Genomic DNA, 25,870 nt, shown 5'->3' with positions numbered 1-25,870 from the left:
CGGTCAGCGGTCAGCGGTCAGCGGTCAGCGGTCAGCAGTCAGCGGTCAGCGGTCAAGATCAACGCAACACACAACACACAACACACAGCACTTCAAATGCGCCTTCTTCCGACTCCCGACTTCCGACTCCCGACTCCCCCGTCATTCGTACATCTCGCAATACGATCGACATTCGCGGGACTCGGGTTGCTGATGCAGAGCCAATGATGGAACAGGCGATCGCGCAAGCATACGACAGCGGTGTGCTGTGGATTATTCACGGACATGGCACGGGAAAACTGAGGCAGGGCGTTCACGCGTTCTTGCAACATCATCCTCAAGTGGAACGCTATGAGTTGGCAAGCCGGACGGATGGTGGGGCTGGAGTGACGCTTGCTTACCTGCGTTAAAGAGCTATCAGCGGTCAGCCGTCAGCTATCAGCAGTCAGAGAAAAGCTGATGGCTGATCGCTAATGGCTGGTCTAAGCGCGTGCCGTTAATCTTTACTGAACGGGGCGAACGATCGCGGGCAACCGCTCCTTTGGCTGAAAGACGGCTCGAAGGGCTTGATCCAAGGTTTCTGCCATTGCGATCCGATTTTCGTAGGCAACAATTACTCGCACAAGGGTCGGCAGGCTGTTTTGCTCTGCCTGTAGGTACAATGGTTCCACATAAAGAAGAGACTGTTCGATCGGAATGACCAGCAAGTTACCCTGTAGCGCCCGTGAGCCAGCGCGATTCCACAGAGAAATTTGCTGCGATATCACAGGATCTTGGTTAATGCGCGCTTCAATTTGTTCAGTGCCGTACACCAATTGCTGTTTGGGAAAGACGTACAGCAGCGACTTGCCATAGTTTTCACCATCCGATCGGGCGGCTAACCATGCCGTTAGATTCGTCCGTCGATTGGGTGTGTAGGGCAGCAGCAGAATGAATTCTTCGTCTTGTGCCAGATCTCCAGCTTCGTTCTTGGCGTTTGCCAACTTCGTGATGAGGTAATAAGGTTCTACAAGCTGCGGCTGGTCGCCATAGATTTCGGTCGGCACCTGCCACAGATCTTCCCGGTTATAAAAAACCTGCGGATCGGTCATATGGTACGTTTGCAGCCGCTCTGACTGGGCGCTAAAGAAGTCTGCGGGATAACGCGTGTGGTTCTGTAAGGCGACTGGCATCTGACTAAGCGGCTTAAACAGAGTTGGAAACGCAGCCGACCAGGTTTGAATAAATGGATCACCAGGATCGGCAAGGTAGAAGTCAACGGAACCGTTGTACGCATCCACGACCACCTTGACCGAATTCCGCATGTAGTTAAATTTTTCGCCGCGTGGTGTCGCCTGCACACCGCTGACAGACGCAAGCTGGCTGGGATCAGAGTAGGGATAACGATCGCTCGTCGTATACGCATCCACCATCCAATACAGGTAGTTTGGCGTTTTAATCGAGCCTTCTTCCCGCTTCCCTGCGCTTGCCTCCTGACCAACATCTGCCACTACCAGATACGGATCATGGTCATATTGCAGAAAAGGCGCGATCGCACGGATGCGATCGTTAATATTGCGTCGAAACAGCAGTTTTGTCTGCGGCGTAAAGTCAGTCGTTAGCAGCATTTGCCAATCTCTGAGGTAGCCTGCCAGCAAGCAACGTTGCCAAAGCGAACCAATGCCAATACCACCAGCGCCATCGTAAACGTTGTACGCATTAGTGCTGCCGTTGGGGTAGTCCAGCTCTTGCACTCGTGTCCCCGTCATGACATAGGTATTGGACAACTCACCGTAGTAGAGGCGAGGGTTGGCAGTGGGGATGCTAGCGCGGAACGCATCGACGGGACTCGGCTTGCTGTCGATCGGGGCTGTACTGGCTCCAATATCCTTCACGTAGTAGTTAGGCAAGCCCCCATCTGCTACCTCATTGACCGGACTGAGCGTGAAGCCATAACCGTGCGTATAAACCAGATGTTCGTTAACCCAGGTTTGCGCTTCTTTCGGCACCGCTGCATAGTCCAACTCCCGCGCAGCAATTAATACCTGCTGCTTCTCCAGGATTGCCTTCGCAGCGGATTCCTCAGCCCCTCTCTCCTCTCCTCTCTCCCCTCTCCCTTCAAAGGTATAGCGATCGATATCGGCATCAAAAAAGCGGTAGTAAGGTCGAATTTGTTGCAGTTGACGGTTTGTTTCTAAGAGCGGTCGCGTGTCCCAAAGGCGAATATTGCGTGTGGTCTGCTGATTGGCTGCGAGTGTTTCAACCGTCAGGTTGGCTTGTGGATTAAATGGCTTTACCTCAATTTTGTCTAAGGCAAAAGCTGCCTGGGTGAGTGCAATACTACGACGAATGTAGGGCTGTTCGAGAGCAAGTTCATTGGGCTGTACAACCAGTCGCTGAATGACATTGGGAAGAAGCACTGTAGAACCAAGGGCGATCGCAAGATAGGAGCCGAGCAGCACAAAGACAAAAGAACCCGAAAGCAAAGAAGGAACAGTCAGCTTCATATCGATACCTTGCCTTCTGCCCTCTTCTAACATCATTGACTCCTGCTTCGCTTGTGGAGTCAACAACGGTACCTCCTGCCTTCTGCCCTCTGCCCTCTGCCTTCTGCCTTCTGCCTTCCGCCCAATCGCTTGCCAGCCCAAGACGATCGCGATCGCCCCTGCCAGAACGCTAAGCACCGTATAGGCTGGCGAAAGCACGTTCATATCCGTATAGCTAGCCCCGTAGGTTACGCCACGGGTTGAGTAAAGCAACTCATACCGACGCAGCCAATAGTGCAGACCCACTGCCAGCATGAAGCAGCTACCTAAACCCGCTAGATGCTGCTTTTGACGGTACGAAAAACCATGAAAAAACCCTTGACTTAAGCTATTGCCTGCGAGGAGGTAAACCAACAGAACAGCTAACAGCCCATATAAAGACAGATCAACGAACCAGAACGCTAACAGTTCTACGATCGGCAGCCCAAACACATAAAAGCTGATGTCATGGCTAAAAACAGGATCGGTTTTACCAAACGGCACCGCATGGAACCATTGCAAAAACCGACTCCACTGCGCCGACAGAATGAACCCCAGGCTCAGACTAATGGCAAGGGCGATCGCGCTTAATAGTCGTGCCGGATACAGCAGTATGGCGATCGCGACTGCGGCTAGGAGTCCAACGAACAGATAGACGGTTGGGGAGAAGGCTCTCAGAGACAGGAACTCTCTACCCTGCCAATGAGCATCAAAATGAAAGCGATCGGGTAGCGCCAGCAGCCCATTGCTTTGCTGAATCGCACTTTGCCAAGCCGTCACGCCAGCCTGCACCTGATGCAGTAAAAGCAGCCCCACCAGCAGAATAAGTCCCAACACACCTGGCAGTAGCCACTTGAGGGGGAGCGGTTTGCCTACAAGGGCAGTCGATCGCCGAGTAAAGCTGCGGTGAGCTTGAAGGCGGCGATCGCTTCTTAGTAAGCCTCTTGCCATCAAGTCCGCGACTTTTTCTGATGTTTGAGACTGTTTGAGCCGTTGAGCCAGCGCCAGATTTGTCAACAGAAAACCAGCGCTGATGCTCGAAACGATCGCCCAACCGCCGACCTGAGTCAGCAAGCGTAGCCAGAAAACTTCTGTGTAACCGACTTCTGCAAACCAAAAGCGCTCAGCGGCAAACTGGCAAATAACGCCAATCAACCCTACCAGTGCTAGCGAAAGTCCAATTAACCGTAATACGCGCCCATTCATGACTGAATGCTAACCGAAAGCGAGAAGCTTGTTGAAAGATCACTGCACAGCTTTAACGTCAATTCGACGAGGTCAAAAGATAGCAGGAGGCGGTGCTGGTAAGTCTTTGCACTCTAAGTCTAAGGAGGGCTTTTTCTCCTGATAAGTATACGCGATTAAACCTGCCAGCAAGTTGACTAAGCAATTGAACCAACTGCGTGTGCGAAGCGTGTGCGAAGCACTTAGGCGTGAGTGTTCAATCTGGCACAGGTTCTTGAGTTGGTCGTTCATCGATGCCATGAGTGCTCGCTTCCGCAACAAAATCTTGTCAATCAGCTTGACCAGGCGGCTTTTCATGTTCTTCTTGGACTTAGTGATGAGTGACCAGGTTCGGAAACGCACGTCGCCAGTGCGGCAAGACGCACAAGGTATAAAACTCCTTAAACGTACGAAAGCCAGACCCGTGAAACGCCACAGCGTTGGCGCAGCCGCTTCTGTGGAGCCTCGTCATCACTTCGCTCAAGCTGAGGCGGGAATGGCTCCGGCGTTCACCAGCCATGGAGGGCAACTGGACTTGGTGTTGCCAACCGATGGTGTTCTCAATGAGCGTGACAACATCATTGTTCTGGTAGATGAGGCTCACCGCACCCAGGAAGGTGATCTGGGCATGAAGATGCGAGCCGCGTTGCCCAATACGTTCCTGTTTGGCTTTACCGGAACACCCATCAACAAAGTCGATCGCAATACCTTCTATCTGAGTCGCTACGGCTTTGAGGAATCGATTGTGATGGAGCCGCACTGCCACTTCATTTTGAGCCACGCCTCGTGGAACTGCACATCGATAAGGCGGCGATCGACGACGGTTACGCAGAACTAACGGGTAGTCTCTCAGACCTTGATTGAGAGACTCTGGCAAAGACCGCGAACTCATGCACCAGAATGTCTTGGTTGAAGCCATTCGAGATGATCTGGATGAAATTGTGCTCTGTTGGTTCTGAAGATGATGAGATTGACTAATGAACTTTGTTCAATTTTTTCAGCTCTTCCTTCAAAGAGTTGATTGGGCTTGAATCTAGACTGGTTTTCAAAGGTCGTCGCTCTGCTCCATTGGTTGTGTTGGGTGCTCGGATAGCAAAGAGCGTTGGGTGAAGATGAGATGCGATCGCCGTCCTGTGCTCCCAACGCAGCTCCAGGTTTCTTCTGGCGGCGCGTCTGCCGCTAGATCCGACAATTGTACTATGCGAGGCTGAATGATCAAACTTACGCCGATCGCCCACGCGATGGATATCAACCAGCCAGCTAAGATGTCACTTGGAAAATGCACGCCTAAATATAAGCGCGTCCAGCCGATCGCCACGACGAAGGCACTACCCAGACTAGCAACCCACACTGACCAGCGGCTGCCCCACGTCAACAGCAGCAACGCCGCCACGAACGTCATGCTTGACATCGCATGACCACTGGGAAAGGCAAAATCAAGTTCTGGCGCAGCAGCATCCCATAGGCTAGGGCGAACGCGATGTAGCCAAAACTTGACCGTGCGGTTAATCACGATGCTGCCACCCAAGGTAAGCAGCCAGTAGGTGAGCGATCGCCAGCGTCGCAGAGATAGCAACACGAGTGAGAGCACAACCCCAGCCGGAAACACGCCGTGAAAGACCCCAAACTTTGTCAACGTCGAGGCGATGCGATCAAGCCTTGGCTGTGCCGTTGCATGAATCGCCAGCAGAATGGAAGTATCCCACGAGAAGCCGCTTGGCTTTCGCCACACAACCACTGCAAGTTGTTCAAAAACCAGCAACGGCAAACACACTCCGATCGCCAGTAGCAACAATAATTGCCATCGCGCTACCAGAATCTGCCGCAGAAATTGAAGGAACGATCGGGGTTGCTTCCAGCGATCTAAATCTAACATCCAGTGAAGAGCCTTAAAATGACCGCTTTTATTGTAAGAAATTAACTCATAACGGATGAGCCAATTTCCAACTGACGGCGACCAAAAGCAGATAAATGATAAACCGTAGCAGTCGCTGTGGCGCTAAGCTGCACAGCTTTGCCCCCACCAGCACCCCTGGCACAGAACCCAGCCAGATGGGTAAAACCAAACTCCAATCAACCGTTCCCAATGTCAAATGCCCGATCGACGTAAACACTAGCAAAATGCCAGCTTGTGCCAAGTCAGTGCCGACCAATTTACGGGCATCCAGTTGAAAGAACGCAATCAGCACCAGCGCAAACATGGAGCCAGACGACACGCTGGTTAAACCAACGATGCAGCCTAAAACGGCACCGATCGCGATCGTGAAACTGCGACCACGCAAAGTAGCTAAATCAAACTTCGGTAATGCTGGTAGTTGCCAATCTGGTGCAACAGTTAATAGCAGCAGTTGCACCAGCGCTATCAGGGTCACAATCAGGATAGCGCCGCCGATCAGCCGCACCAGTAAATCATCCAGATTTATCGCTGCCATCTGCCGCAGATGATGCAAAATGCCAACACCGACCAGCGAACCAGGCACGCTGCCTAACGCCAACCATTGAACAACAGTGCGATCGACGGTTTGCTGTCGCCAGTGCTTGACTCCACCGACCACTTTCATCAATGTCGCTGCAACCACATCAGAGCTAATGGCAACCGAAGCAGGCACTTGAAAGACGAAAATCAGCATTGGCGTAATCAGAGAAGCGCCCCCAATCCCAGTTAGACCCACAACAATGCCCACGCCAAAACTCAGGCAAGAAAGGAGTAAGGTGTCCATCATGAGGGTACGATCGCCGCCTTAAGCCAAACAGTACCTAAAGGAGCGATCCCTTCCTTGGCAAACAGAGTGGGCAGTGACAGAATCTGAAAATGGATAAGCAGTAAAATTCCTACTGTAAAGATGGAAGAAGAAACGACCCCGAACAACAATTCTTGCTTTAAGTGGCGTTCGTGAGTGGGAGCTTGAAAGACGGCGATCGCACCGACTTGCATCAAAAGAATACCCAGCAGATTGGAGAGCCAGTAGCCGATAATGGTTCCAGGTAAGAACCAATCTGCCGCCATCCAGTGGCAGAGATAGCCAAAGCCATAGGCAACAGGTAGATTAATAATCAAGTCATTCCACCAGCACAAGGGTGAGAGCAGCCAGCCGATCGCAAAGAGTAAGCCGCCCCCCATCTTCTTCCAGGAAGGACGGTTCCAGAAAAGGTTACTCATTCTGCGAAACAAGGAGTTCAACCCACGATCGCGTTCCACTAGCGGGGCTGAGGTTGGCTCCTCCTTTCTTTCCACAAGCTCATTCATATTAAGTACGGTATCTTAATGGGTTTACCGTATTTTATTATGTCACGGCTTGAACACTTAAAGTTTGATGCCCTACTGTATCCTCACAAAACCACTCCAAAGATAGAGATTGGTGGCATCAATGCCGTTGCGCTGGACTAAATGTAATACATGGGCGCTTTCTGCTGGTGCGCTTCCAGTTGTTGGCACAAATCTTGCAGGGTGCAGTTTTGCAAGAAAGCCTGTGAAAGCACATTCGCTTGCTGCCAGGTTTTGTGCAATACCTCGCGTTCTGGCGTGATCAGTAGCGTGTGTTCACGGGGTTTGCGCGTGCCATCCATCAGAGCGATCACCTCTAGCAAACTAATCTGCCAGGGTTCGCGGGTCAACGCATAACCGCCACGCGCGCCTCGCTGACTGTGAACAATGCCGCCGCGCCGCAGGATGGTCAAAATTTGTTCCAGGTAGCGCTCTGGAATGCCATGTCTGGCAGTAATGCTGCTGATCGTCAAAGGGGACTGCTGATCAGGATGGTTAGCCAGTGCCAAGAGTGCTAGTAACGCATATTCCACCTTAGATGATAGGTCTAAAGGCTCGTAATTTAGGCTGTTTGGTGGGCTATTCAAGGCGTTCTTGAAGACTAGAGGTAAATCTATCGACGTTACTCAACGGGTTGCCCAAGCAATTTAGGTTACTTAGGGCATAAATCCTTATTCGTTCGCTTAGAGATTGACAGTGCATCAAATTACGATTAGTCTATCGGGATAAAGTACTTTCTGCAAGCATGGTTACCTCTCTTTACCCGAAACAGCTTGTTGGGCAAACCACTCCCCGCCAGTTTCCGCCTCGATCGTTTGTGCCCCTTACTTATAACTGTGCTTGGAGAATCGAAGCTGGCGCAATGCGATCAGTGACGTGGTTAAAAGATGGCACAGTTGTAGCCCTCGGTTTTTGGGGTACTGGCGATATCATTGATCGAACTCTAGCCTCTGAGTCAGTGCAAATTGAATGCCTGACCAAGGTTGAGGCAACCTTGTTGATGGAATGGCAGCAAGAACCAGAAGCATTGCTCTCTTACAGTCGCCAACTTGAAGAACTAGCCGTCATCCGCAGCCACAGAAAAGTTGATGCCATGCTGCTACAGTTGCTGAGTTGGTTAGCCAACAAATTTGGGCGTGAGGTAGGAGCAGGGCGCTTAATCGACTTCCGTCTGACGCATCAAGATATTGCCGAGCTTCTCGGTACAACTCGCGTGACGATTACCCGCACACTCAACCAGTTTGAACAGCAAGGCTTGATCGATCGCCGTCCTGTAGGACGCATCGTGTTAAAAGAAACGGAAGTCTGGCACTACGAAATTTAAATATCAATCTGCAATTAAGATGCACCTGCAAAAGGACGCTGCGCTCAATGGCACGAGCGATCGGTGCGATCGACAATCCCGCTAAAGAAACTTCAACGCGGAGCATCTTTCCATGTCACGACTAATGTGCCGGACTTGTCCTTGGTTGGAACCAGGTTGAGATAGAGCGTCACGGTCGGTTTTTTCACCTGATAGACGTTGCCACCGCCGTACTGCTGTTGGCGATCGGTCACCTCATAACCGCTGTTTTGTAGGTTCGTTTGAAAGAAGGCATTCATCATGTCTGCTGCCACTTGATCGGGGACTAAGCTGATGTTGCGAATGCCCGATCGCGGCACCTGTGCCCCAGCTCCAAGCCCTTTTTCAGTCGATCGGGTATAAAACAAATCCGGTTGCGCGAAGAGGGAAGGCTCGGCTGTCTTTGCGTCCAAATTGCTGAGAATGTCTGAAACTTCGGGGGGCACTTCTACCGCTTTTTTCAGGTCTTCGAGCGATCGTGGTGCATCCGATAAAACATAGACGGTTCCCTTTTCACTGGTGATCACGCTCAGAAATTGAGTTTGCCCACCACGGGAAACCTGGTAGATCTCTCTGCCTGCCTCCTTTAACGTTGGCTTCAGGTCATACTTCTTTGCGGGTAACTCCCTGGCGAAAAAGGCTGTCACCTGGCTCAAAGCATCATCTACTTGCAAACAAGATGGCAAGCCAAAACAGCCTGGTTGCGAGTTGGGATATAAGGGGAAATCTGCCCAAGAGTTGGCGTTTGGCGAACCAGGAGCGGGTTGAGATGGGGGAGGCGCAACTGCTCGTTTCAATGGAGGAGTTGTCGGACGATCGCTGACCACTCTTGGCGTAACCCTCGGTTTAGGTAGTGTCTTCACAGGTGCAACTTTGGTCAGCGTGGGTAGCTGCGTAATGCGTACCTGTTTCTCTTGAGGTTTGGGTGGCTTAGTGGATTCGTGTCCCATGGGCAAGAACAGGAGTAAGCCATGTAGCCCCAGAGATACCAGAGTGCTTACATTCAACCACCAAGGAATGCGAGATTTCGCTGCCTGATCGGGCAAACTGATGATGTTATGCGCATGCGATCGCTCCACTCCAGAGGAACGAGGAGAGCGATTGGTTTCGTCTGATTGTTCCTCAGCAACCTCTGTTAAATGGGATTCTGGCTGATTTAGCGTCTCTTCTGGTAACAATGGAGTGCCGTCTAGAGAGGGTTGAGCAGAAGGACGAACCGTCCTCAAGCGTTGTATGGAGGCTTCAGACATCATTACCAATCATTCAGCATTGAACAGAGTAGCTTTGGATGGAGCAACCATAGGTGGTAGAGTGCCACGATCGCAGGCAGCGTGAAGAACATTGCCTACCGTTGAGCCGTGTAAATCTGGTCAAACACGGTGCCATCGTCAAAGAATTTCTTCTGAATCGTATCCCAACCGCCAAAGTCCTTTGCCGTGTAGAGTTTCGTCACTTTGGGAAACTTCTTGTCAAACTCCTTTGCCACAGCCGTATTCACGGGGCGAAACCCCACTTTGGCAAACTCCCGTTGCGCTTCAGGAGTAAAGAGAAACTGCACAAAGGCTTCGGAGACGGCACGAGTGCCGTGTTTATCGACATTTTTATCGACCACGGCGATCGGGTTATCAATGGAAATATTGGTTTGGGGCACCACCGTGAAGAAGCCACTCTCTCCCTTCTGAGACGCTAGGATCATTTCATTTTCATAGTTCAGCAACACATCCCCCTGTCCTTGCTTGAAGAAGGCATCGGTGGCTTCCCGCGCATCTTTGGGTAGTACTGGCGCGTTGCGGTAAACCTGAGTGACGTACTCGCGTGCCTTGTCTTCAGCCGTGCCAATTTGACCGACCGAACCCCACAGTCCTAAAAAGTTCCAACGCGCTCCCCCAGACGTTTTTGGGTTTGCCGTAATCACCGTAATTCCTGGCTTGACCAAATCTGCCCACGTCCGAATGCCTTTGGGATTGCCAGGACGAGTGACAAAGGTAATCACCGATCGCGACACAATGCCATCATTTGGCACGTCCTTCTCCCAGCCGGGATTAATCAGCCCTGCTTTCTGGACGCGGTAGGTGTCGAGAGCCAGTGCTAGCGACACCACATCGGCTTCCAGTCCGTCAACCACGGCTCGCGCTTGAGTACCAGAGCCAGCGTAGCTGCGATTGAACTTTACCGCTTGACCACCCTGCTCGCGTTTCCACTTTTCTTGAAACAGCGGGATGATCTTGTCGTGTGCTTCCTTCGTCACAGCAAAGGAAACCAGCGTGAGTTCAACCGTTTTGGGCTGCTGGCTCACCCGCTGTCCCTGAGCGATCGAGGGCGCTGATGGAGCCGTTGGACTGGCAGCAATGACCGGAAAAGATACAGCAAGCCCGAATCCAGCCGCGACTAGCAAAGCAGAGCCTTTCTTGTATGACTGCATTGAGTGTAGCGATCGCGCCAACTGAGTGAGAAGCGATGGCACCGTCACTTGGATTTGCTTTTTCTCTAACTGGTAGGCGTTTCGCATGAGAAGTCCTTTTAATGAAGTTTATCTACGGCAAGCTTGTAGAGATACCGTATTTTTTCTAAGTAAAAGAATGTCACAGCTCCAACGCAAAATCAAGCGGCTTGACTACAAATCTACAAAATGTTGATCAAGTTAGTGGTGTATGAGCTTTTCTCCTTTGCATTGCTCTGTCAAACTGCCTGTAATATTCAATAACCTGCGATCGAGCGATCATGACTACACGAACACCGCTAAAAGTCGTCTCTTATCTGGCTCCAAACTGGTTTGGCTTCTATCAAGCGGTTACAGAGTTTTTGAGTCGAGTGCTGGCACAGGACGTGCAGCTTGTGCAAGGACAATCTGATCCGCTGGACGATCCAGCGTTGCTGCACGATCAACTGGATCTTGCCTTCATCTGTGGGTTGCCGTTTGGTCGCTATTGCCAAATTGCGCCCTATCAATTGCAAGCGCTAGTCGCTCCAGTGATGCAAGCGCCTCGGTATCATAATCAGCCTATCTACTTTGCGGATGTGATTGTGAAAGCGTCGAGTGGCTTCACCGATTTGGAACGTTTGCAAGGGTCAACGTTTTGCTACAACGATCGGGGTTCTAACAGTGGCTATCATCTGGTACAGCAGCGCTTGCAGCATGATGAAGTGCTCCAACCTGTGTTTGATGCCGCGATCGCGTCCGGTTCCCATCAGCAATCGATCCGGTGGGTGCTGGCAGGACAGGCAGATTGGGCAGCGATCGACAGCACTGTGCTAGAACAAGCGCTGCGGGATGCTCCTGAACTCGTGCAGCAGTTGCGGGTCGTCGCGTCCATTGGTCCCTCGCCGATGCCGCCGCTTGTTGCAGCAACGCATTTAGGGAAAGAAGTGATCGATCGCATTCAAGCAGCCATGCTTCAACCTGATGCAAACTTACAAGCGGCAATGCAACGCATGACAGTGCAACGCTATGCTGCGGTCAAATCGGCAGACTACGCGGTTTTTAACAACCGTTTGGCAGTGATGGAATGGTGAGTACAGAGCGCAGAAGAGGCTGCCTTACGTTGGGCATTTTGGTAAATCTGCTTAAACAGAGCGCGTTGAGTGTGGCTACCGCCGATTTCTTGGAAGCGATGCATGACAGGCTTCAAGGCGGTAATTGCCATTAACCAGTCTTCCTGAGCGTGAGCGATCAGTCCCTGAGCGGTCGGAACGGCAATCTCAAGCCATGCCCGACGCTGAGACCGATCGACGGTTTGAGCATGGGCTTGCATACTTTGCAGCATCTCTGCGACCCATACCTTTTTGCCTGTCCGTGCCAGGGCATAAAGGGCGTGTAAATCTTGAAACGGTAAGGTGTGTTCATGCATGCGAGAGCGTAGGTAGAAACTTAACGTCTGCCAACGATCGCCCACGTCAATGCCCTGTAACTCCAAGCGCAGGAGTAGGGCGATCGCTCCGACCTGATCTTTGGGGGTTTCTTTCCGGGCATGTCCCCATACAGAAGTGTCATACAACTCCAGTGTCGTTTGCCAATCGCCTTGCTTCAGGTAGTAAAGGGCAACATGCCACCAGTTGTGCGTTAGCAGCATCGAATTGCAGGTTGCCCAGGTATCCGCATGGCATTCCATCCAGGTGATGCCTTCAGCCACTCGCCCTTGAGTTTCCAGCACGTGGGCAACCGCATGTTGCGCCCACGGATCATGACGGTTCAGAGCGATCGCTTTCCTTCCTATGGACTCTGCCTGCTTCAAGTCACCGCATTGCTCTAGCCCAAATGCCAGCATTCCATAAAGGTAATGATTGTCTGAGTGAGCAGGCAGAACGGTTTCGGCAAGGCGCTTCAGGTTTGTCGCCTCGCCTCGGTAGAAGTAATGATATTGCCCCTGTTGGACTGAGATTAAATCCTGAGGGTAAGTGTGGGCGATCGCCTCATGCCATGAAATCGCTCGATCAATGGCTCCTATTGCCCAAGCATCGATCGCCTGTACATACCACTGCTCTCGCTGAGTGGCGTACAAAGCATGATGTCTAGCTGCTTTGAGATGACAGAGCGCTTGCTGGCGATCGACTGCATTTTCTTGAGAGAGGAAATAAGCAGCAGCGTAGGCATGAGCGATCGCGCAGGTTGGATCAGCAGCTAAAGCATTACTAATTGCATCTTCAGCCTCTTTGCCGTAGCTCAGTGCCTGATGCATGAAGTTGTTGAGGTGAGCAAGTGCGATCGATGAAACACTCGTCACTGCTAAGTCTTGGGCATCTTTGAGCATAGAGAACGTCTACAAATGGAACTCCACTACTGCACGACATTAACACATAGTACGGTTTTTCGATAAACTAACCGTACTATGCTTCCACCCGCTCATGATAGCCATTCGAGTTTGGCTATCAGCCTTCGCTGAAATGCTCCTGTCCAGCCTTCACTGGAATTCTCCTGTCCAGCCTTCGCTGAAATTTTCCTCAAAAAGTCTTGCGAGGTTGAAGTATCTGTGACATACTCCGAACTTGTTTGGATATTTACGGTAATCCTATAGATTAATCGTAGATTAAATTATTTGTTCTGTGAGGCATGGTAAGGAGCTTACGTATGAGTCAGCACAAGTCACTAGGTTACAAGTCATCCAATTCATTCAGCCGCCGTCAGTTCATGGCAACTGCTGCCGCTGGGACTGCTGGAGCGTTGCTCGCTGGAGAATTGAAACAGCTTTCTGCTGTCGCTGCCACCCGTCGTCGTCCTAATGTGCTGTTCATTCTGACGGACGACCTGGGCTATGGTGACCTCAGCGTTGATGGTCAAACTGCTTATCAAACGCCAAATTTAGATCGGCTGGCGCAGGAAGGCACTCGCTTTACCAATGCGTATTCGGCTCAAACCGTTTGCACACCGACTCGCATTGCGTTCTTTACAGGACGCTATCCAGCACGGATACCCGTTGGTTTACAGGAACCACTCGCTTTTATTCGAGACATCGGCGATCGGGTTGGGTTGCCTGCTGAACAGCCCACGATCGCGTCTCTACTGAAACAGAACGGTTACGACACGGCGCTGGTCGGTAAATGGCATGGCGGGTATCCTCCTACCTATGGTCCCTGGCAGAATGGCTTTGATGAATTCTTTGGGCTACTGAGTGGTGGCATTGATTATTTCAGACACGTCGATGGCAATGGCGAACTGGATCTCTGGGAAGGTCGGGCACAAGGACAGTCGGTCAACTATGCGCAAGTAAATGTCAGTGGTTATGCCACCGACTTGTTCACCGATCGTGCGGTTGAATTCGTTAAACGAGAGCGCGATCGTCCCTTCTATCTCAGCCTGCACTACAACGCCCCTCATTGGCCCTTTCAAGGTCCCGACGACAAAGCGCTGAGTGATGAACTGGTAGGGAGAGACAGCGTACCAAACTGGATCAATAACGGTACACCTGCTTCTTACGCTGCATTGATGGAGCGCCTGGATCAGGGGGTTGGTAAAGTTCTGCAAGCACTGCAAGAATCGGGACAGGCGGACAATACGATCGTGGTGTTTACCAGCGACAACGGCGGCGAAAAGTTCTCAAATTTTGGACCCTATCAGGGTAGAAAAGGCAGTCTGTATGAAGGTGGCATTCGAGTACCTGCGTTCATTCGTTGGAACGGAGTCATCAAACCTAACCAGGTGACGGATCAGGTGTTGATTACACACGATTTGACGGCAACGCTTTTGGCGGCGACTCGCACAAAACCAGATCCACAATCCCCACTAGATGGAAAAAACCTGCTGCCTGTCCTGCAAGGACGCAAACCCGCCTCTGCTCGAACTCTGTTCTGGCGGTTTGGGGCAAACCCCGCAAATCGACAAAATGCCGTTCGCAGCGGTAAGTGGAAGTATTTGAGTATCAGAGGCAACGAGTTTCTGTTCGATCTCTCTACTGATCCTGGAGAAACCGTTAATCTCAAAGACGAGCGGTTGAAAACGTTTACGACGCTAAAAGCCCGATTTCAGGAATGGGAATCGCAAGTGTTGCCCTATGCAACCTAAGAGCTTGTTAAAAAATAACTGCACACTTTCAAAGCAGCTATGAGCTATCAGCTATCAGCTATCAGCTATCAGCTTTAAATTATGGGCTGACCGCTGACTAATCCAATGGACTGAATCTCCTCAAACATTTTTCTTTTGGTCTTACGCAAAGATCCCCGACTTCTACAAGGGCGCAGGCTTTGATGGCTAAGTTTTCATCAGAAGTCGGGGATCTAAACCCCTTGTACGTAAATCCTATTCTTCAAGCACGATCGATGAAGCAACAGATTGGACAGCAGACGATCGATAACCCGGTTTTAACCAGCCAGACTAAACGGAACGGTATGCCGCGATCGGGCAAGCCGCCTGACAAAAATATGGTTTGGGTTCCGGGCGGCACGTTTACGATGGGGTCTGATGATCATTACCCTGAAGAAGCGCCTGCTCATGCAGTGACAGTCAGCGGTTTTTGGATGGATCAGTATGCCGTAACCAACAGGCAGTTCCAGCGGTTTGTCAAAGAAACAGGCTATGTTACTGTCGCTGAGCGATCGCCCAAACTGGAAGACTATCCAGGGGCATTACCAGAATTACTCGTAGCAGGCTCGCTGGTCTTTCAGCAACCGCATCGATCGGTTGATTTGCGCACGTGTTGCTGGTGGCGCTACATTCCAGGTGCCAACTGGCGACATCCTGAAGGACCCGGTAGCTCCATCAAAAAACGAGACCATCATCCTGTTGTTCATATTGCTTACGAAGATGCGGAAGCTTATGCAACTTGGGCAGGCAAACTACTGCCAACTGAGGCGCAATGGGAACGGGCTGCGCGTGGAGGTTTGGAAGAATCTGTTTACCCTTGGGGTGATGAATTGATGCCGCATGGAAACGTGATGGCAAATATCTGGCAGGGCGAATTTCCCTGGCAAAATTTGAAGTCGCGCCCACCTAGTCCAGAGGCGGTTGGCTCATATGCTCCCAATGGCTACGGTTTATACGATTTAGTGGGCAATGTTTGGGAGTGGACAGCGGACTGGTATCGATCGCACCTCACCCAAACCAGCCATCAATCCTGCTGCATCCCAGAGAATCCAACTGGAGGCGCGATCGAAGAAAGCTTTGATCCTGAACACGCAGCGGTGCAGATTCCTCGAAAAGTGCTTAAAGGTGGCTCTTTTCTATGTGCGTCTAATTACTGTAGCCGTTATCGATCGGCTGCGCGTCATGCAGAAACAGTGGATACCTCAACGTGTCACATCGGCTTTCGTTGTGTAGTAGACGGTTCGACTTGATAGCGTGTCAATCAAAGCGAGTCTGTTTTTTGGAGAAGAACTCATCATCCAGTCATTCTTCTGCTTACGTACTGTCTATTTGAGAGCTGCGTGGCTGACTCAAAGACTTTATTGTTTATCTACGGCTGCATTCCAACGGCTTGCACTTCTGCGTACACAGCAGCAAAACCCCCACTGCTATTGCGTTTCAGCCACTTCCATCATAGTCCAAATAGGTGATAATTTATTGGTTGATGGAATGCCGTCTTTGGGAAGCTCGTACGAGCCATCGTAACACGCAGAAATACCTATGACCTGAACTTCCATCAAACACAGCAGTGCGTTTGTACCAGTTACACGGTAGCGTGTAGAGCTGTAGTCCAGAATCAAAGCGTTTGGACTAATACATTTGTACTGTCGCTTCGTCTTCGATTGTTGACCTAGCGTCGAGCGGCGAACAGGGTTCCTCTTCCTTGACATTCGCTCCGAATTCGATGCCCCACCCCAATTCAAAATAATCTAATAATCGCTCGTGGCATACGCTAGAATCCTCTTACGTAATCAAAGGAGTTTTTGACATGCCCAGAGGTGGAGCAAGAATTGGTGCTGGTAGACCGCGCGGGTTCGCTCGTCGTGCAGAGGAGTTAGAAACTCTGTTCTACAAAAATGCGGACGTTGAATGGGGCTGGATTGGCGATCGCTTAATCTGCCAGGTAGCCTCGGGTGAGTACGCCCAGTACCTTAAAAAGCGTCTTCTAGATCGGATGTCACGTGAGGCTGCATCTGAGGCTCTTTACGCATCGGATGGTGGTGACTTAGAGCCGATGAGAACTCTCGCGGCGACTGTCAGCCTCTCTTCCATCTGCGATCGCTGAATCCATCACCCCCAAAAACCATCAAAAAAAAAGGGGCTGTTTTTAGCCCTTAAAATTACCACCCAGCAAACCATCATCAAAACTCATCACTAAAACCATCACTCAAAAAACACTGCCTATTTTCTGACACAAATGAAGAGGCGTGTCAGACCATCGCTAAATCGATATGCATTTATGCAGTGCTAAAACGATGGACTAAAAGTGGACTAACGGTAGAATCGGCGTTTGAACGATCGTACTACCGCCAAACCCGCTCGCCCTGGGCTTGCACTTCTGCGTAGACAGCAATTAACCAAGCCTCAGCTTTTATCACAAAATGCTTCCAGTGAGGGCTTTCGCAGCATTGCTGCAAGTCTTTTAAAAACACTGGACTAAAATTGGACTAAATTATCGAGTGTTCTTGGGCGCTGCGATCGCAGTCGGGTTCCTAAACAAGTTGCACCATTGCCCCTTCAGCGTGAGAACGCTACGCAAGCAGATCTCACGCCTGACTTAGGAACGGACAGAGCAAAGCAATTCTTCGTCTCGCCGTCTCTTTTAAGACTCGGTGTGGGTCTTAAAGAGAGAGCAATTGTCTCAAATAAGATCAGCTCCGTACGATCGTCCGACGATCGTCTGAAAGCTGATTCACAACACTCTGCTGTGTCTACTTAAAAAGCTTGTTGCAGTGCAGTACTCAAAGTAGTCGGCTCCATGCTCCCCGTAATTCAAACGGCGACTTCTCAAACCCCTTAGCGACGCTTAAACAGTGCACCGAGGCGATCTTTTATTTGCGCGATCGCGCCTTCAAGTTTGGCATTACCGCCAGGTTGTGGTGCGACTGCTAGCTGAATCGGCTCATCCTTAAACTCCTTGAGCCGATAACCATACTCCAATTGGGTCTGATGCTTCCTTAGCACTGGAAAAAGGCGAAACGCACCCTGAAGAAGATTATCTTGACTGTCAAAAATCGCTCGGTTGATCTGATCCGATCGCTTCACAGCGAGCGATCCCACCGGATACCAGGCTTTTTTGCCCTGAATACGAATATAAATCTCAAAGTCCGGAATGCCTTCAGCCTTCAGCTTGTCATATCGTTTTACTGCTTCAGTCCGCACCGCAGCCCGTTTCGATACATTTGGTACTGGCTGAGCTTTACCAAATCCAGAATTAGCTGCCATATTCAATCACCTGTAGTTCCTTAATAAAAGTTTACTTTATTTTCAGAAATTAACTTCTGCCCTCTGCCCTCTGCCCTCTGCCTTAAACCCCAAAACCTGCACCTCACTCAAATGAGAACCGCAATTTACCTCTAAGCAACAATTCTTGTGAAGGTGAGAAGGAACCTACACTTGCATACCCAAGAACTTAAAATGCGTCTCAATGTCTCGAATAAGACTCAATCTAAGTCTTAACTCAAGTCTTTTCATCTCATGTGAGACATGTGTGTCTAACGTATCTTAAACGAGTCTCAAGAGAGACCTAACCGCTAAGCGTAGGCTTTTATTGTCTCGCGTGTCTCAATTTAGTCTTGCCGTAAGTCTTGAGTTGAATCCCATAGTCTTAAATGAGACAAATCGGCAGCACGTCTCTCCACCAAGATGTCAACTATATGAATTGTGTGTTCATATAATTGATGTTGAGCCGATGACATCAAACTGTTGACATTAAGTAAAAGCAGGGATGACTAAACAAAGGTCTTGAGCCAATGCATCCTGTGCTGTTACCCTTTTGTCTTGCTAGGCGACTCAAGCCTAAAGCATAAGAAAAGCGACGATACAAGCAAACACCTGTACCTCTCTTTTTCAATGTTGAAAGAGTTTGAGGAATGAATTTGAGGAAAACTCTCTAGTTCCGTTTCGCTAGCTCCGCTGCTGTTTTGATTGAAACAAAGCTGACTTAAAATGCAGATGCAACAGACTGAGGTTCAAAAGGCTGCGATCGACCTACCCACAGCAACAGCAGACTTGCAAGCACTCTTCGCAGCGATGGACGACTTCATCTTTGTCTTTGATGCACAAGGATACCATCTGCGAACACTACCGACTCGTCCAACTCTGTTGCAGCCATCAAGCCCAAGTACAGCAGAGACACCCGATCAATTTGTGCCACCCGCGCAAAACCCGCCTTTTCTCGATGCCATCCAGCAAGCGTTAGAGACGGGAGAACCAGTCAGTCTGGTTTATGGCTTACCCGTTCAAACACCGGAGGCATTTTTTGAGGCAACCATTACGCCTCATACAGATAGCTCTGTGCTGTGGGTGGGACGTAACGTCACCAAGCGTCGGCAAAGCCAGGACGTTTTGAGAAAAAGTGAGGAACGGTATCGATCGCTGCTCGAAGCCACTTCACAACTGATCTGGCACACAACCGCAGAGGGTACATTTGCCACAGAACAACTCAGTTGGACTGCGTTTACAGGGCAGCCCTTCAGTGAGTCTCAAGGGTGGGGATGGCTCAAGGCGATCCATCCAGACGACCAGGAACATACAACTACTGCCTGGTCAAAGTCGATCGCCGATCGTACACTCTATAAAACTGAGCATCGTCTCCGGCGCTATGATGGCGAGTATCGTTATATGAGCGTTTGCGCCTTAGCAGTACCCGATCCAGACGGGCACATTTGTGAGTGGATTGGTGTACACACGGATATCACGGAACGGCACGAAGCCGAAACATTGCTTAAAAAAAGCGAGGAACGCTTTCGTAGCTATTTCAACCTGCCTCTCGTTGGCATTGCGATCACTTCGCCCGCTAAGGGCTGGCTGGATGTCAACGATAAAGCGTGTACCATGCTGGGCTATACGCGGGACGAGTTGATTCGCCTAACCTGGGCTGAATTGACCAATGCGGACGATCTGGTACTGGACAACCAATTTTTTGTGCAAATGCTCTCTGGGCAGATCGAGCAATATGCGATGGACAAGCGGTATGTCTGTAAAGATGGCACAACGATTTACACACATCTTGGCGTGGGCTGCGTCCGTAAGCCGGATGGCAGCGTCGATTACACCGTAGCGCTGATGCAGGATATCACGGAGCGCAAACTGGCAGAGGAAGCACTACGGCAATCAGAGGCACAATTGCGAACCCAGACAGAAGAGTTGGAGGAGACCTTGCGATCGCAACGACAGATGCAAGCGCAACTGGTGCAGAGCGAAAAAATGTCGAGCCTGGGGCAGTTAGTCGCGGGTATTGCTCACGAAGTCAATAATCCCATCAATTTTATTCACGGTAATCTCACTCACGTTAGCAATTACATCCACGACCTACTGCACCTGGTTGCAGTGTACCAGCAGCAATATACTCAGCCAACGATCGACGTACAAGCCGCGATCGCAGCGATTGATTTAGACTTTTTGATGGAAGATTTACCTAAAGTCGTTGCCTCCATGAAAATGGGATCCGATCGCATTCGTCAAATCGTGCTGTCGCTGCGTAACTTCTCTCGTTTAGATGAGACAGGGATGAAAGCAGTTGATATCCACGAAGGCATCGACAACACGCTCTTAATTTTGCAAAGCCGCTTGAAAGTGAGAGCAGGAAAACCAAGTATTCAAGTCGTGAAGGACTATGGCAGACTGCCTCTGGTAGATTGCTATGCGGGACAGCTTAATCAGGTGTTTATGAATATTCTGGCAAATGCGATCGACGCGTTAGATGAAGGATCAGAGATGAACGTGGGAACAGCAAATGCAAACGCACCGACTTGCAGCCTGTCACCCATCATTCACCTCCGCACGACTCTTGCTGGCACTGAGTGGGTTGAAATCCACATTACCGATAATGGTGAAGGCATGACCGAGAACGTGCGATCGCGGCTCTTTGACCCATTTTTTACAACAAAGCCTGTTGGTAAAGGCACTGGTATGGGCTTAGCGATTAGCTACCAAATCGTGGTAGAAAAGCACAGTGGTCAACTGGAATGCAGCTCCGCGCCGGGAAAAGGCACAGCATTTACGATCAGAATTCCAACTAAGCAGCAAAAATAGTCACATCCATTCTCTTTAAAGCTGCATAGAATCAAACCTGATTAACAAGAACTTCAAGTCCCTTGTTTTGGGCAGGCTCAGATCAAATTGATATTACAGCCGTTTACGCATCGATAAGCCACAGCTCGCAAGGTGGGCACTGCTCACAACCCTTACGGTAAGATGTTCTGAAAAATAGTAAGCAGTGCCCACCCTACTGAAAATTGCTGAGCAGGCTCACATCAAATTGATAGCAGATTTTTGCTGACCCATCGGTAATCCCAACATCCGTATGATACCAACCCTTACAGAGCGCTTTGATGAAGACTGAGATGTACTGCTACACCTATAATCGAGACAAAACCCCTTTAACGCCTAGCTTTGACTCCTGGCTTAACCCAGAGCGCACAGCGGTACTCTGCATTGATATGCACCGGGGGCACCTGGAGCTTGAGTCTACCTGCCCTGCGCCACGGGCGATCGCAAAAATCGAAGCACACAACGCCTTTCATCGTCACGTCCGCGCCCTCAACATTCCGCTGATCATGGTGCAGCACTGGCAGCGGCACGGCGGTATTGATGACGTTGCCTCCCGCAAGCAAACAGGCAAGGCAAACTGGCGCTACCTCTACGAGCTTTACCTACCGCCCAATCCGCTGATGGATCAGCATAGTTGGGAAGGCACCCCCTGGCTTGATCTCATGGTGGAAACCGAGCCAACCGACTATTACATCCGCACCAAAAAGCGCTTGAGCGGCTTTTATCCCACCGATTTAGAGTTTCTACTCCGCAACTTAGATGTTGATAACGTCGTGCTGACAGGCACCTTTACCGATGCCTGTGTTCTTAGCACCGCCTTTGACGCTGCCAATCGAGATTTTCGTGTGCTGGTGCCTCGTGATGTTGTAGCAGGCTTTTCCGAGGAGGCAGAACAGGGCGCACTGCTAGTGATTTCGCTACACCTGGGCTTGGTCGTTGACTCGGCACCGCTGCTACAAGAATGGTGTATCCGCAAAGGCGTGGAGGGGATAACTAAAGAAAGCGTCAACTGAAAACTGTTATCGGCTAGTCTGGTGTCTACCAGATCCTCGTCTTTTCAAAAGAAGTCAGGGATCTCCGTCAAGTGCCTCTCGTTTGAATATCCCACGCTGAAACCTCACGTTATGAGAAAAAACAAATGCAGCATTTTTTAAAGACGGCGCTTTCGATCGCCCTCGTTAGCACGCTGACCGCAGTCGGTTGTACTCAAAAGCCCCCTGCTGCAACGACAGACGCAGCCACAACTGGCACCACAAGCCCGTCACCTGCTGAAGCCATCGATCGCCTGCGCGGAGTCGTCGAGCCTGCAACGGCAAAGAAGCCGTATCGCATTGGCATTGCGGTCGTACAACTGGCAGATGACTACTGGAAAGGCATGGTCTACGGGCTAGTCGATGAGGCAAAACAGTCCAAAGTTGAGATCGTACGCGTCTTAGCGGCGGGTGGCTATGGCAAAACATCGGAACAAATTGCCCAACTGGAAGCACTCGAAGCGCTCAAGGTGGATGCCGTAATTTTGGGTGCGGCTGATTTTGATGGCTACGACCAGGTAGTCAAACGCCTGACCGACAAGGGCATCAAAGTGATTGCGGCTGGGGTTCCGGTCAACAGCAAGCTCGTCTCGCTGGGTGTCACGATGGATGAGATTGAAATTGGCAAGACGATCGCCAGCTATATCTGCAAGCAAGACCCCAAAGCAGAAGTCATCACACTCCCTGGTCCCAAAGGTCCTGCCTGGAACAAATTGCGCTTTGACGGCGTGCAGGCAGGTGCGAAAGATTGCCCTGGTATGAAGCTCGTTGGCAATACGTTTGCAGGCGATATCACGATTGAAGACGGTCAATCGCAGGCATCGGACATGATGATTAAATATCCTGAGGCAAAATATATTTACGCTGCCGCAGGCGGGCTGGGCACTGGGGCAGGGCTGGCAACCAAGCGCATGAATCGAGTCACGAAAGTTGTGACCTCTGCTGTCACCGCCAAAACGGTTGACCTGATCAAGGATGGGCATATCTCAATGGTTGTTTCAGAACCAGGGATTTTAATCGGACGATCGCTCATCCAATACACCGTACGGCTGCTCAACGGCGATCCCATGCCAAACCTGAAAAAAGGCGATCCCATTCCCTACCCGCAGTTCTTGATTCCTATGTTTGAACTGACCGCCGACAAACTGCCCTCCTATAATTTGAGCAACTACGACCAACCGCCAACAGGCTGGCAACCTCCTGCCTCTGCTCAAGCCGCCGCGCAATGACGATCGTCTCACAGAGACCAACCGCTGCACTCCTCCAGGTTGAAGCGGTTTCAAAGTGGTTTGGCACGACCCAAGCGCTCAATGCCGCCGCACTCACCCTTCAGGCTGGCGAAATCCACGTCCTGCTGGGTGAGAATGGGGCTGGCAAATCCACTCTCGCCAAAATTATTGCCGGTGTGTACCGAGCCGATACAGGCACCATTCGTTTGGATGGCAACCCGGTCAACCTGCCAACGGTGAAGGCAGCGAGACAACTGGGCATTGCGATGGTGTTTCAGGAATTGTCGCTGGCACCGCATTTAACTGTACTTGACAACTTGTTTTTAGGGCAGGAAGGCAACCGCTTTCCCTTGGCATGGTTACATCGGGCGCAAGAGCGTCAGCGCTGTGAGGCACTGTTTGCATCGCTAGAGCTTAATCTGCCGCTGGACGTACCTGTGAGATCGCTCACTATTGCCCAAAAGCAACTGCTAGAGATCGCCAAAGCGCTAGTGCAGCAACCGCGCCTGGTGATGATGGACGAACCCACATCAACGCTGACCGAGCGCGAAAAACGGTTTCTGTTCCAAACCCTGCAAACGCTGAAGCAGCAAGGCGTTGCCATTCTCTATGTCACTCACCATTTACGCGAAGTGCTGGAAGTGGGCACCCGTGTCAGTGCCATGCTGGATGGCTCCGTCAGAACCACTGTTGCTGTGACTCCAGCTTTAACCGAGTCCGTCCTGCTGGAAATGCTCACCGGACGGCAGTTGTCGATGGTGGTCGCGCGATCGTCTCCCACAACAACTCAGCCGCTGTTAACCGTAGACGGTTTAGAAACCAAAAGCTGCAAAGACATTCACTTGCAACTTGCTCCCGGCGAAATTGTCGGCATCTATGGCATTGTCGGCTGCGGACGTGAAAGCGTAGGGCGTGCGATCGCCGGACTCACCCAGCCCCTGCGCGGCACGATGACACTGGCAGGTCAATCCTACGCGCCGCAGCATCCTGGAGCCGCCCTTGCTCAGGGTGTAGGCTTTTTACCCGCCGATCGCAAAGAAGCAGGCATCTTACCAGAGCGTTCCATCCGCGAAAACCTCAACCTTTCCAATCTGGGAGCCTTTGCCAAACGGGGCATTTTATCCCCATCTCAGGAACGGCTGCACACCACCCAACAGCTAGAGCAACTCCAGGTGCGCTACACCTCAATCGAGGATCCCATTACCCGTCTCAGCGGTGGCAACCAGCAAAAAATTCTGTTTGGTCGCGCGATCGCCCGTGCCTCTCGCCTGCTGGTGATGGAAGAACCGACCGCTGGCATTGACATGGGCACTCGCCTGGAACTGTATCGTCAGATGAAAGACCTCGCCGATCGTGGTGCCAGTTTTCTTCTCCTCTCCAGCGATCTTGTTGAAACGCTCTTGCTCTGCAACCGCGTCTATTTGATGTATGACGGGGCGATCGTTGATATCCTCATTAACCCTACCCTCCATGACGAAGAACGAGTCCTGTCAGCCGTTTTAGGCAAAGGATAGAGCCGTAAGCCCCTTTTCTGCGAACGCTATTTTTGAGCGACTGCAAATACCTTTTTATAGAAGCGTGGTAGTGCCTTTTCGTAAAGGGTAAATAAAATAAGGGATGACTGCTATCTTCATCGCCTATGTCAAGCATTCCTCCCTTTCTGTGTTGTCCCAACTGTGGTTCCGAAGACATCATGAAAAATGGCACCACCCGACGAGGCAAACAGAACTATAAGTGCCGCGACTGTGGTCGCCAATTTGTGGAAAATCCGCAGTGGAAACCTCGTGAAAGAGACAGCACTGTGATGCTTGACCGTTTGCTCTTAGAGAAGACCCCTTGGCTGGTATAGCCCGCGTGTTGAAGTTGTCAGAGTCTTGGCTCCAAGGGTATGTCAACCAATGCTACGAGGAGGTGCCGCGTCAGGTGCAGGTGACCCCTAAGCCCAAGGGCGCATTAAAGGTGCAAATGGATGAATTGTGGTCCTTTGTCGATGACAAAGGCAACAAGCAGTGGATCGGGAGCATTTCATCTTTGCCGATTCCGAACTGCCCTCATCCCCTAACCCCTTCTCCCAAAGGGGGAGAAGGGGAACCGAACCGGATTGAAGTCCCTCTCCCTTTTTGGGAGAGGGATTTAGGGTGAGGGCGCAAAAGTGACATGCTCCCCAGTGGATCTGGCTAGCACTGGAGGCGATCGGTGGCAAGAGCGATGAGTTTTTCTCAAAGGCGGGCAATCTGCTGGCAAAAGCTTTGATGCAACTGGCAAAAGGCACTGATTATCCCGATCTGGCAAGACCATACCTTTTCAAACACCCTCTAATTGCTGTCTAGCAAACTCTCACACTTGCTCATCGGGCTCGTGGTCAGTCATTTTCCCTGCGACCACTGGTAGGTTGATTGTTTCACCGCTTTGGTAATATGCCAGTGTTGACAGAAATGAGCGATCGCCTCTTTAGGAACATCAATATTTTGAGATTTCATGCAGTTGCAGTCTCAAAGGAGATTTTGAGGTTAGCGGTCGATGGAATGGTGTAGTTGAGTTTCTCAAAACCAATGACTTCTCCATGCTGATCTTTCATTAAGATCACTTCATCCCCCGTTTCTTCACAGGTGTATTCATCTTGAGGATTACCAAACCAGACGGTTAAAGTATTGCCGACTCGATCGTAGTAAACGTTTACTTCTGCCAT

20 protein-coding genes and 3 pseudogenes are annotated in these 25,870 nt (G+C 50.8%); 12 read left to right on the top strand and 11 right to left on the bottom strand.

Annotated elements, in window-relative coordinates; translation table 11 throughout:
• Window positions 1-389: Smr/MutS family protein (locus AC5JO6_RS11085; protein ID WP_496081119.1), on the top strand; the 389-nt coding region annotated here is incomplete at its 5' end.
• Window positions 390-482: 93 nt separating this feature from the next.
• On the opposite strand, the gene AC5JO6_RS11080 is transcribed toward AC5JO6_RS11085, so the two are convergent.
• Window positions 483-3,689, bottom strand: a complete 3,207-nt coding sequence (locus tag AC5JO6_RS11080) for a UPF0182 family protein (protein ID WP_496081118.1) — start codon at window positions 3,687-3,689, stop codon at window positions 483-485.
• 72 nt (window positions 3,690-3,761) lie between these two features.
• A pseudogene (locus AC5JO6_RS11075) lies at window positions 3,762-4,049 on the bottom strand (transposase); the annotation flags it as partial.
• A 211-nt stretch (window positions 4,050-4,260) separates the two neighbouring features.
• On the opposite strand from AC5JO6_RS11075, the pseudogene AC5JO6_RS11070 reads away from it, so the two are divergent.
• Window positions 4,261-4,568 (top strand): annotated as a pseudogene (locus AC5JO6_RS11070) (type I restriction endonuclease subunit R); the annotation flags it as partial.
• 184 nt (window positions 4,569-4,752) lie between these two features.
• Here the strand turns inward: AC5JO6_RS11070 and AC5JO6_RS11065 are convergent.
• From AC5JO6_RS11065 to AC5JO6_RS11050, 4 genes are all read right to left on the bottom strand, one after another.
• Window positions 4,753-5,583 (bottom strand): phosphatase PAP2 family protein, encoded by an 831-nt coding sequence (locus AC5JO6_RS11065; protein ID WP_496081117.1) that lies wholly within the window; start codon window positions 5,581-5,583, stop codon window positions 4,753-4,755.
• Between the two features lie 46 nt (window positions 5,584-5,629).
• The gene (locus AC5JO6_RS11060; protein WP_496081122.1) at window positions 5,630-6,427 is read right to left on the bottom strand and encodes a sulfite exporter TauE/SafE family protein; all 798 of its coding nucleotides are present in this window, start codon (window positions 6,425-6,427) and stop codon (window positions 5,630-5,632) included.
• The gene (locus tag AC5JO6_RS11055; protein ID WP_496081116.1) at window positions 6,427-6,867 is read right to left on the bottom strand and encodes a DUF7980 family protein; all 441 of its coding nucleotides are present in this window, start codon (window positions 6,865-6,867) and stop codon (window positions 6,427-6,429) included. Before AC5JO6_RS11055 ends, AC5JO6_RS11060 begins: the two co-directional genes overlap by 1 nt.
• Window positions 6,868-7,091: 224 nt before the next feature.
• Complete coding sequence (locus AC5JO6_RS11050) at window positions 7,092-7,559, bottom strand: RrF2 family transcriptional regulator (RefSeq protein WP_496081115.1); 468 nt, start codon at window positions 7,557-7,559, stop codon at window positions 7,092-7,094.
• 158 nt (window positions 7,560-7,717) lie between these two features.
• On the opposite strand from AC5JO6_RS11050, the gene AC5JO6_RS11045 reads away from it, so the two are divergent.
• Window positions 7,718-8,296 carry a Crp/Fnr family transcriptional regulator gene (locus tag AC5JO6_RS11045; RefSeq protein ID WP_496081114.1) on the top strand — a complete coding sequence of 193 codons (579 nt, stop codon included), beginning with the start codon at window positions 7,718-7,720 and terminating at the stop codon, window positions 8,294-8,296.
• Between the two features lie 92 nt (window positions 8,297-8,388).
• Here AC5JO6_RS11045 and AC5JO6_RS11040 read toward each other — a convergent pair whose 3' ends face one another.
• Together AC5JO6_RS11040 and AC5JO6_RS11035 are read right to left on the bottom strand one after the other, a co-directional pair.
• A complete protein-coding gene (locus AC5JO6_RS11040; RefSeq protein WP_496081113.1) occupies window positions 8,389-9,567 on the bottom strand; it encodes a hypothetical protein in 1,179 nt (392 codons plus the stop codon).
• Between the two features lie 92 nt (window positions 9,568-9,659).
• Window positions 9,660-10,823 (bottom strand): sulfate ABC transporter substrate-binding protein, encoded by a 1,164-nt coding sequence (locus AC5JO6_RS11035; RefSeq protein WP_496081112.1) that lies wholly within the window; start codon window positions 10,821-10,823, stop codon window positions 9,660-9,662.
• A 212-nt stretch (window positions 10,824-11,035) separates the two neighbouring features.
• On the opposite strand from AC5JO6_RS11035, the gene AC5JO6_RS11030 reads away from it, so the two are divergent.
• A complete protein-coding gene (locus AC5JO6_RS11030; RefSeq protein WP_496081111.1) occupies window positions 11,036-11,827 on the top strand; it encodes a phosphate/phosphite/phosphonate ABC transporter substrate-binding protein in 792 nt (263 codons plus the stop codon).
• Here AC5JO6_RS11030 and AC5JO6_RS11025 read toward each other — a convergent pair.
• Complete coding sequence (locus AC5JO6_RS11025) at window positions 11,785-13,062, bottom strand: tetratricopeptide repeat protein (RefSeq protein ID WP_496081110.1); 1,278 nt, start codon at window positions 13,060-13,062, stop codon at window positions 11,785-11,787. The two genes, AC5JO6_RS11030 and AC5JO6_RS11025, sit on opposite strands and share 43 nt — an antisense overlap.
• 317 nt (window positions 13,063-13,379) lie before the next feature.
• Between AC5JO6_RS11025 and AC5JO6_RS11020 the strand changes: the two genes are divergently transcribed.
• From AC5JO6_RS11020 to AC5JO6_RS11010, 3 genes are all read left to right on the top strand, one after another.
• Window positions 13,380-14,810: a sulfatase family protein gene (locus tag AC5JO6_RS11020; RefSeq protein ID WP_496081109.1), complete on the top strand. Its 1,431-nt coding sequence runs from the start codon at window positions 13,380-13,382 to the stop codon at window positions 14,808-14,810.
• A 323-nt stretch (window positions 14,811-15,133) separates the two neighbouring features.
• Window positions 15,134-16,078, top strand: coding sequence for a formylglycine-generating enzyme family protein (locus AC5JO6_RS11015; RefSeq protein ID WP_496081121.1), 945 nt, complete (start codon window positions 15,134-15,136; stop codon window positions 16,076-16,078).
• Window positions 16,079-16,635: 557 nt separating this feature from the next.
• The gene (locus AC5JO6_RS11010) at window positions 16,636-16,932 is read left to right on the top strand and encodes a hypothetical protein (protein WP_496081108.1); all 297 of its coding nucleotides are present in this window, start codon (window positions 16,636-16,638) and stop codon (window positions 16,930-16,932) included.
• Between the two features lie 731 nt (window positions 16,933-17,663).
• Here AC5JO6_RS11010 and AC5JO6_RS11005 read toward each other — a convergent pair.
• A complete protein-coding gene (locus AC5JO6_RS11005) occupies window positions 17,664-18,092 on the bottom strand; it encodes an HHL1-like protein (RefSeq protein ID WP_496081107.1) in 429 nt (142 codons plus the stop codon).
• 723 nt (window positions 18,093-18,815) lie between these two features.
• On the opposite strand from AC5JO6_RS11005, the gene AC5JO6_RS11000 reads away from it, so the two are divergent.
• The 5 genes and pseudogenes from AC5JO6_RS11000 to AC5JO6_RS10980 form a co-directional block, all read left to right on the top strand.
• Entirely contained in the window at window positions 18,816-20,903 is a 2,088-nt protein-coding gene (locus AC5JO6_RS11000; RefSeq protein WP_496081106.1) for a PAS domain S-box protein, read from the top strand.
• Between the two features lie 299 nt (window positions 20,904-21,202).
• Window positions 21,203-21,934, top strand: coding sequence for a cysteine hydrolase family protein (locus AC5JO6_RS10995; protein WP_496081105.1), 732 nt, complete (start codon window positions 21,203-21,205; stop codon window positions 21,932-21,934).
• Window positions 21,935-22,059: 125 nt separating this feature from the next.
• Window positions 22,060-23,181, top strand: a complete 1,122-nt coding sequence (locus AC5JO6_RS10990) for a substrate-binding domain-containing protein (protein WP_496081104.1) — start codon at window positions 22,060-22,062, stop codon at window positions 23,179-23,181.
• Window positions 23,178-24,695 carry a sugar ABC transporter ATP-binding protein gene (locus AC5JO6_RS10985; RefSeq protein ID WP_496081103.1) on the top strand — a complete coding sequence of 506 codons (1,518 nt, stop codon included), beginning with the start codon at window positions 23,178-23,180 and terminating at the stop codon, window positions 24,693-24,695. Before AC5JO6_RS10990 ends, AC5JO6_RS10985 begins: the two co-directional genes overlap by 4 nt.
• A gap of 125 nt (window positions 24,696-24,820) precedes the next feature.
• A pseudogene (locus AC5JO6_RS10980) lies at window positions 24,821-25,197 on the top strand (IS1 family transposase); the annotation flags it as partial.
• A 460-nt stretch (window positions 25,198-25,657) separates the two neighbouring features.
• Here the strand turns inward: AC5JO6_RS10980 and AC5JO6_RS10975 are convergent.
• Window positions 25,658-25,870 (bottom strand): DUF2283 domain-containing protein, encoded by a 213-nt coding sequence (locus AC5JO6_RS10975; protein WP_496081102.1) that lies wholly within the window; start codon window positions 25,868-25,870, stop codon window positions 25,658-25,660.

The organism is Tildeniella sp. (assembly GCF_059505325.1).
This window is presented reverse-complemented; position numbering and strand designations above follow the sequence as displayed.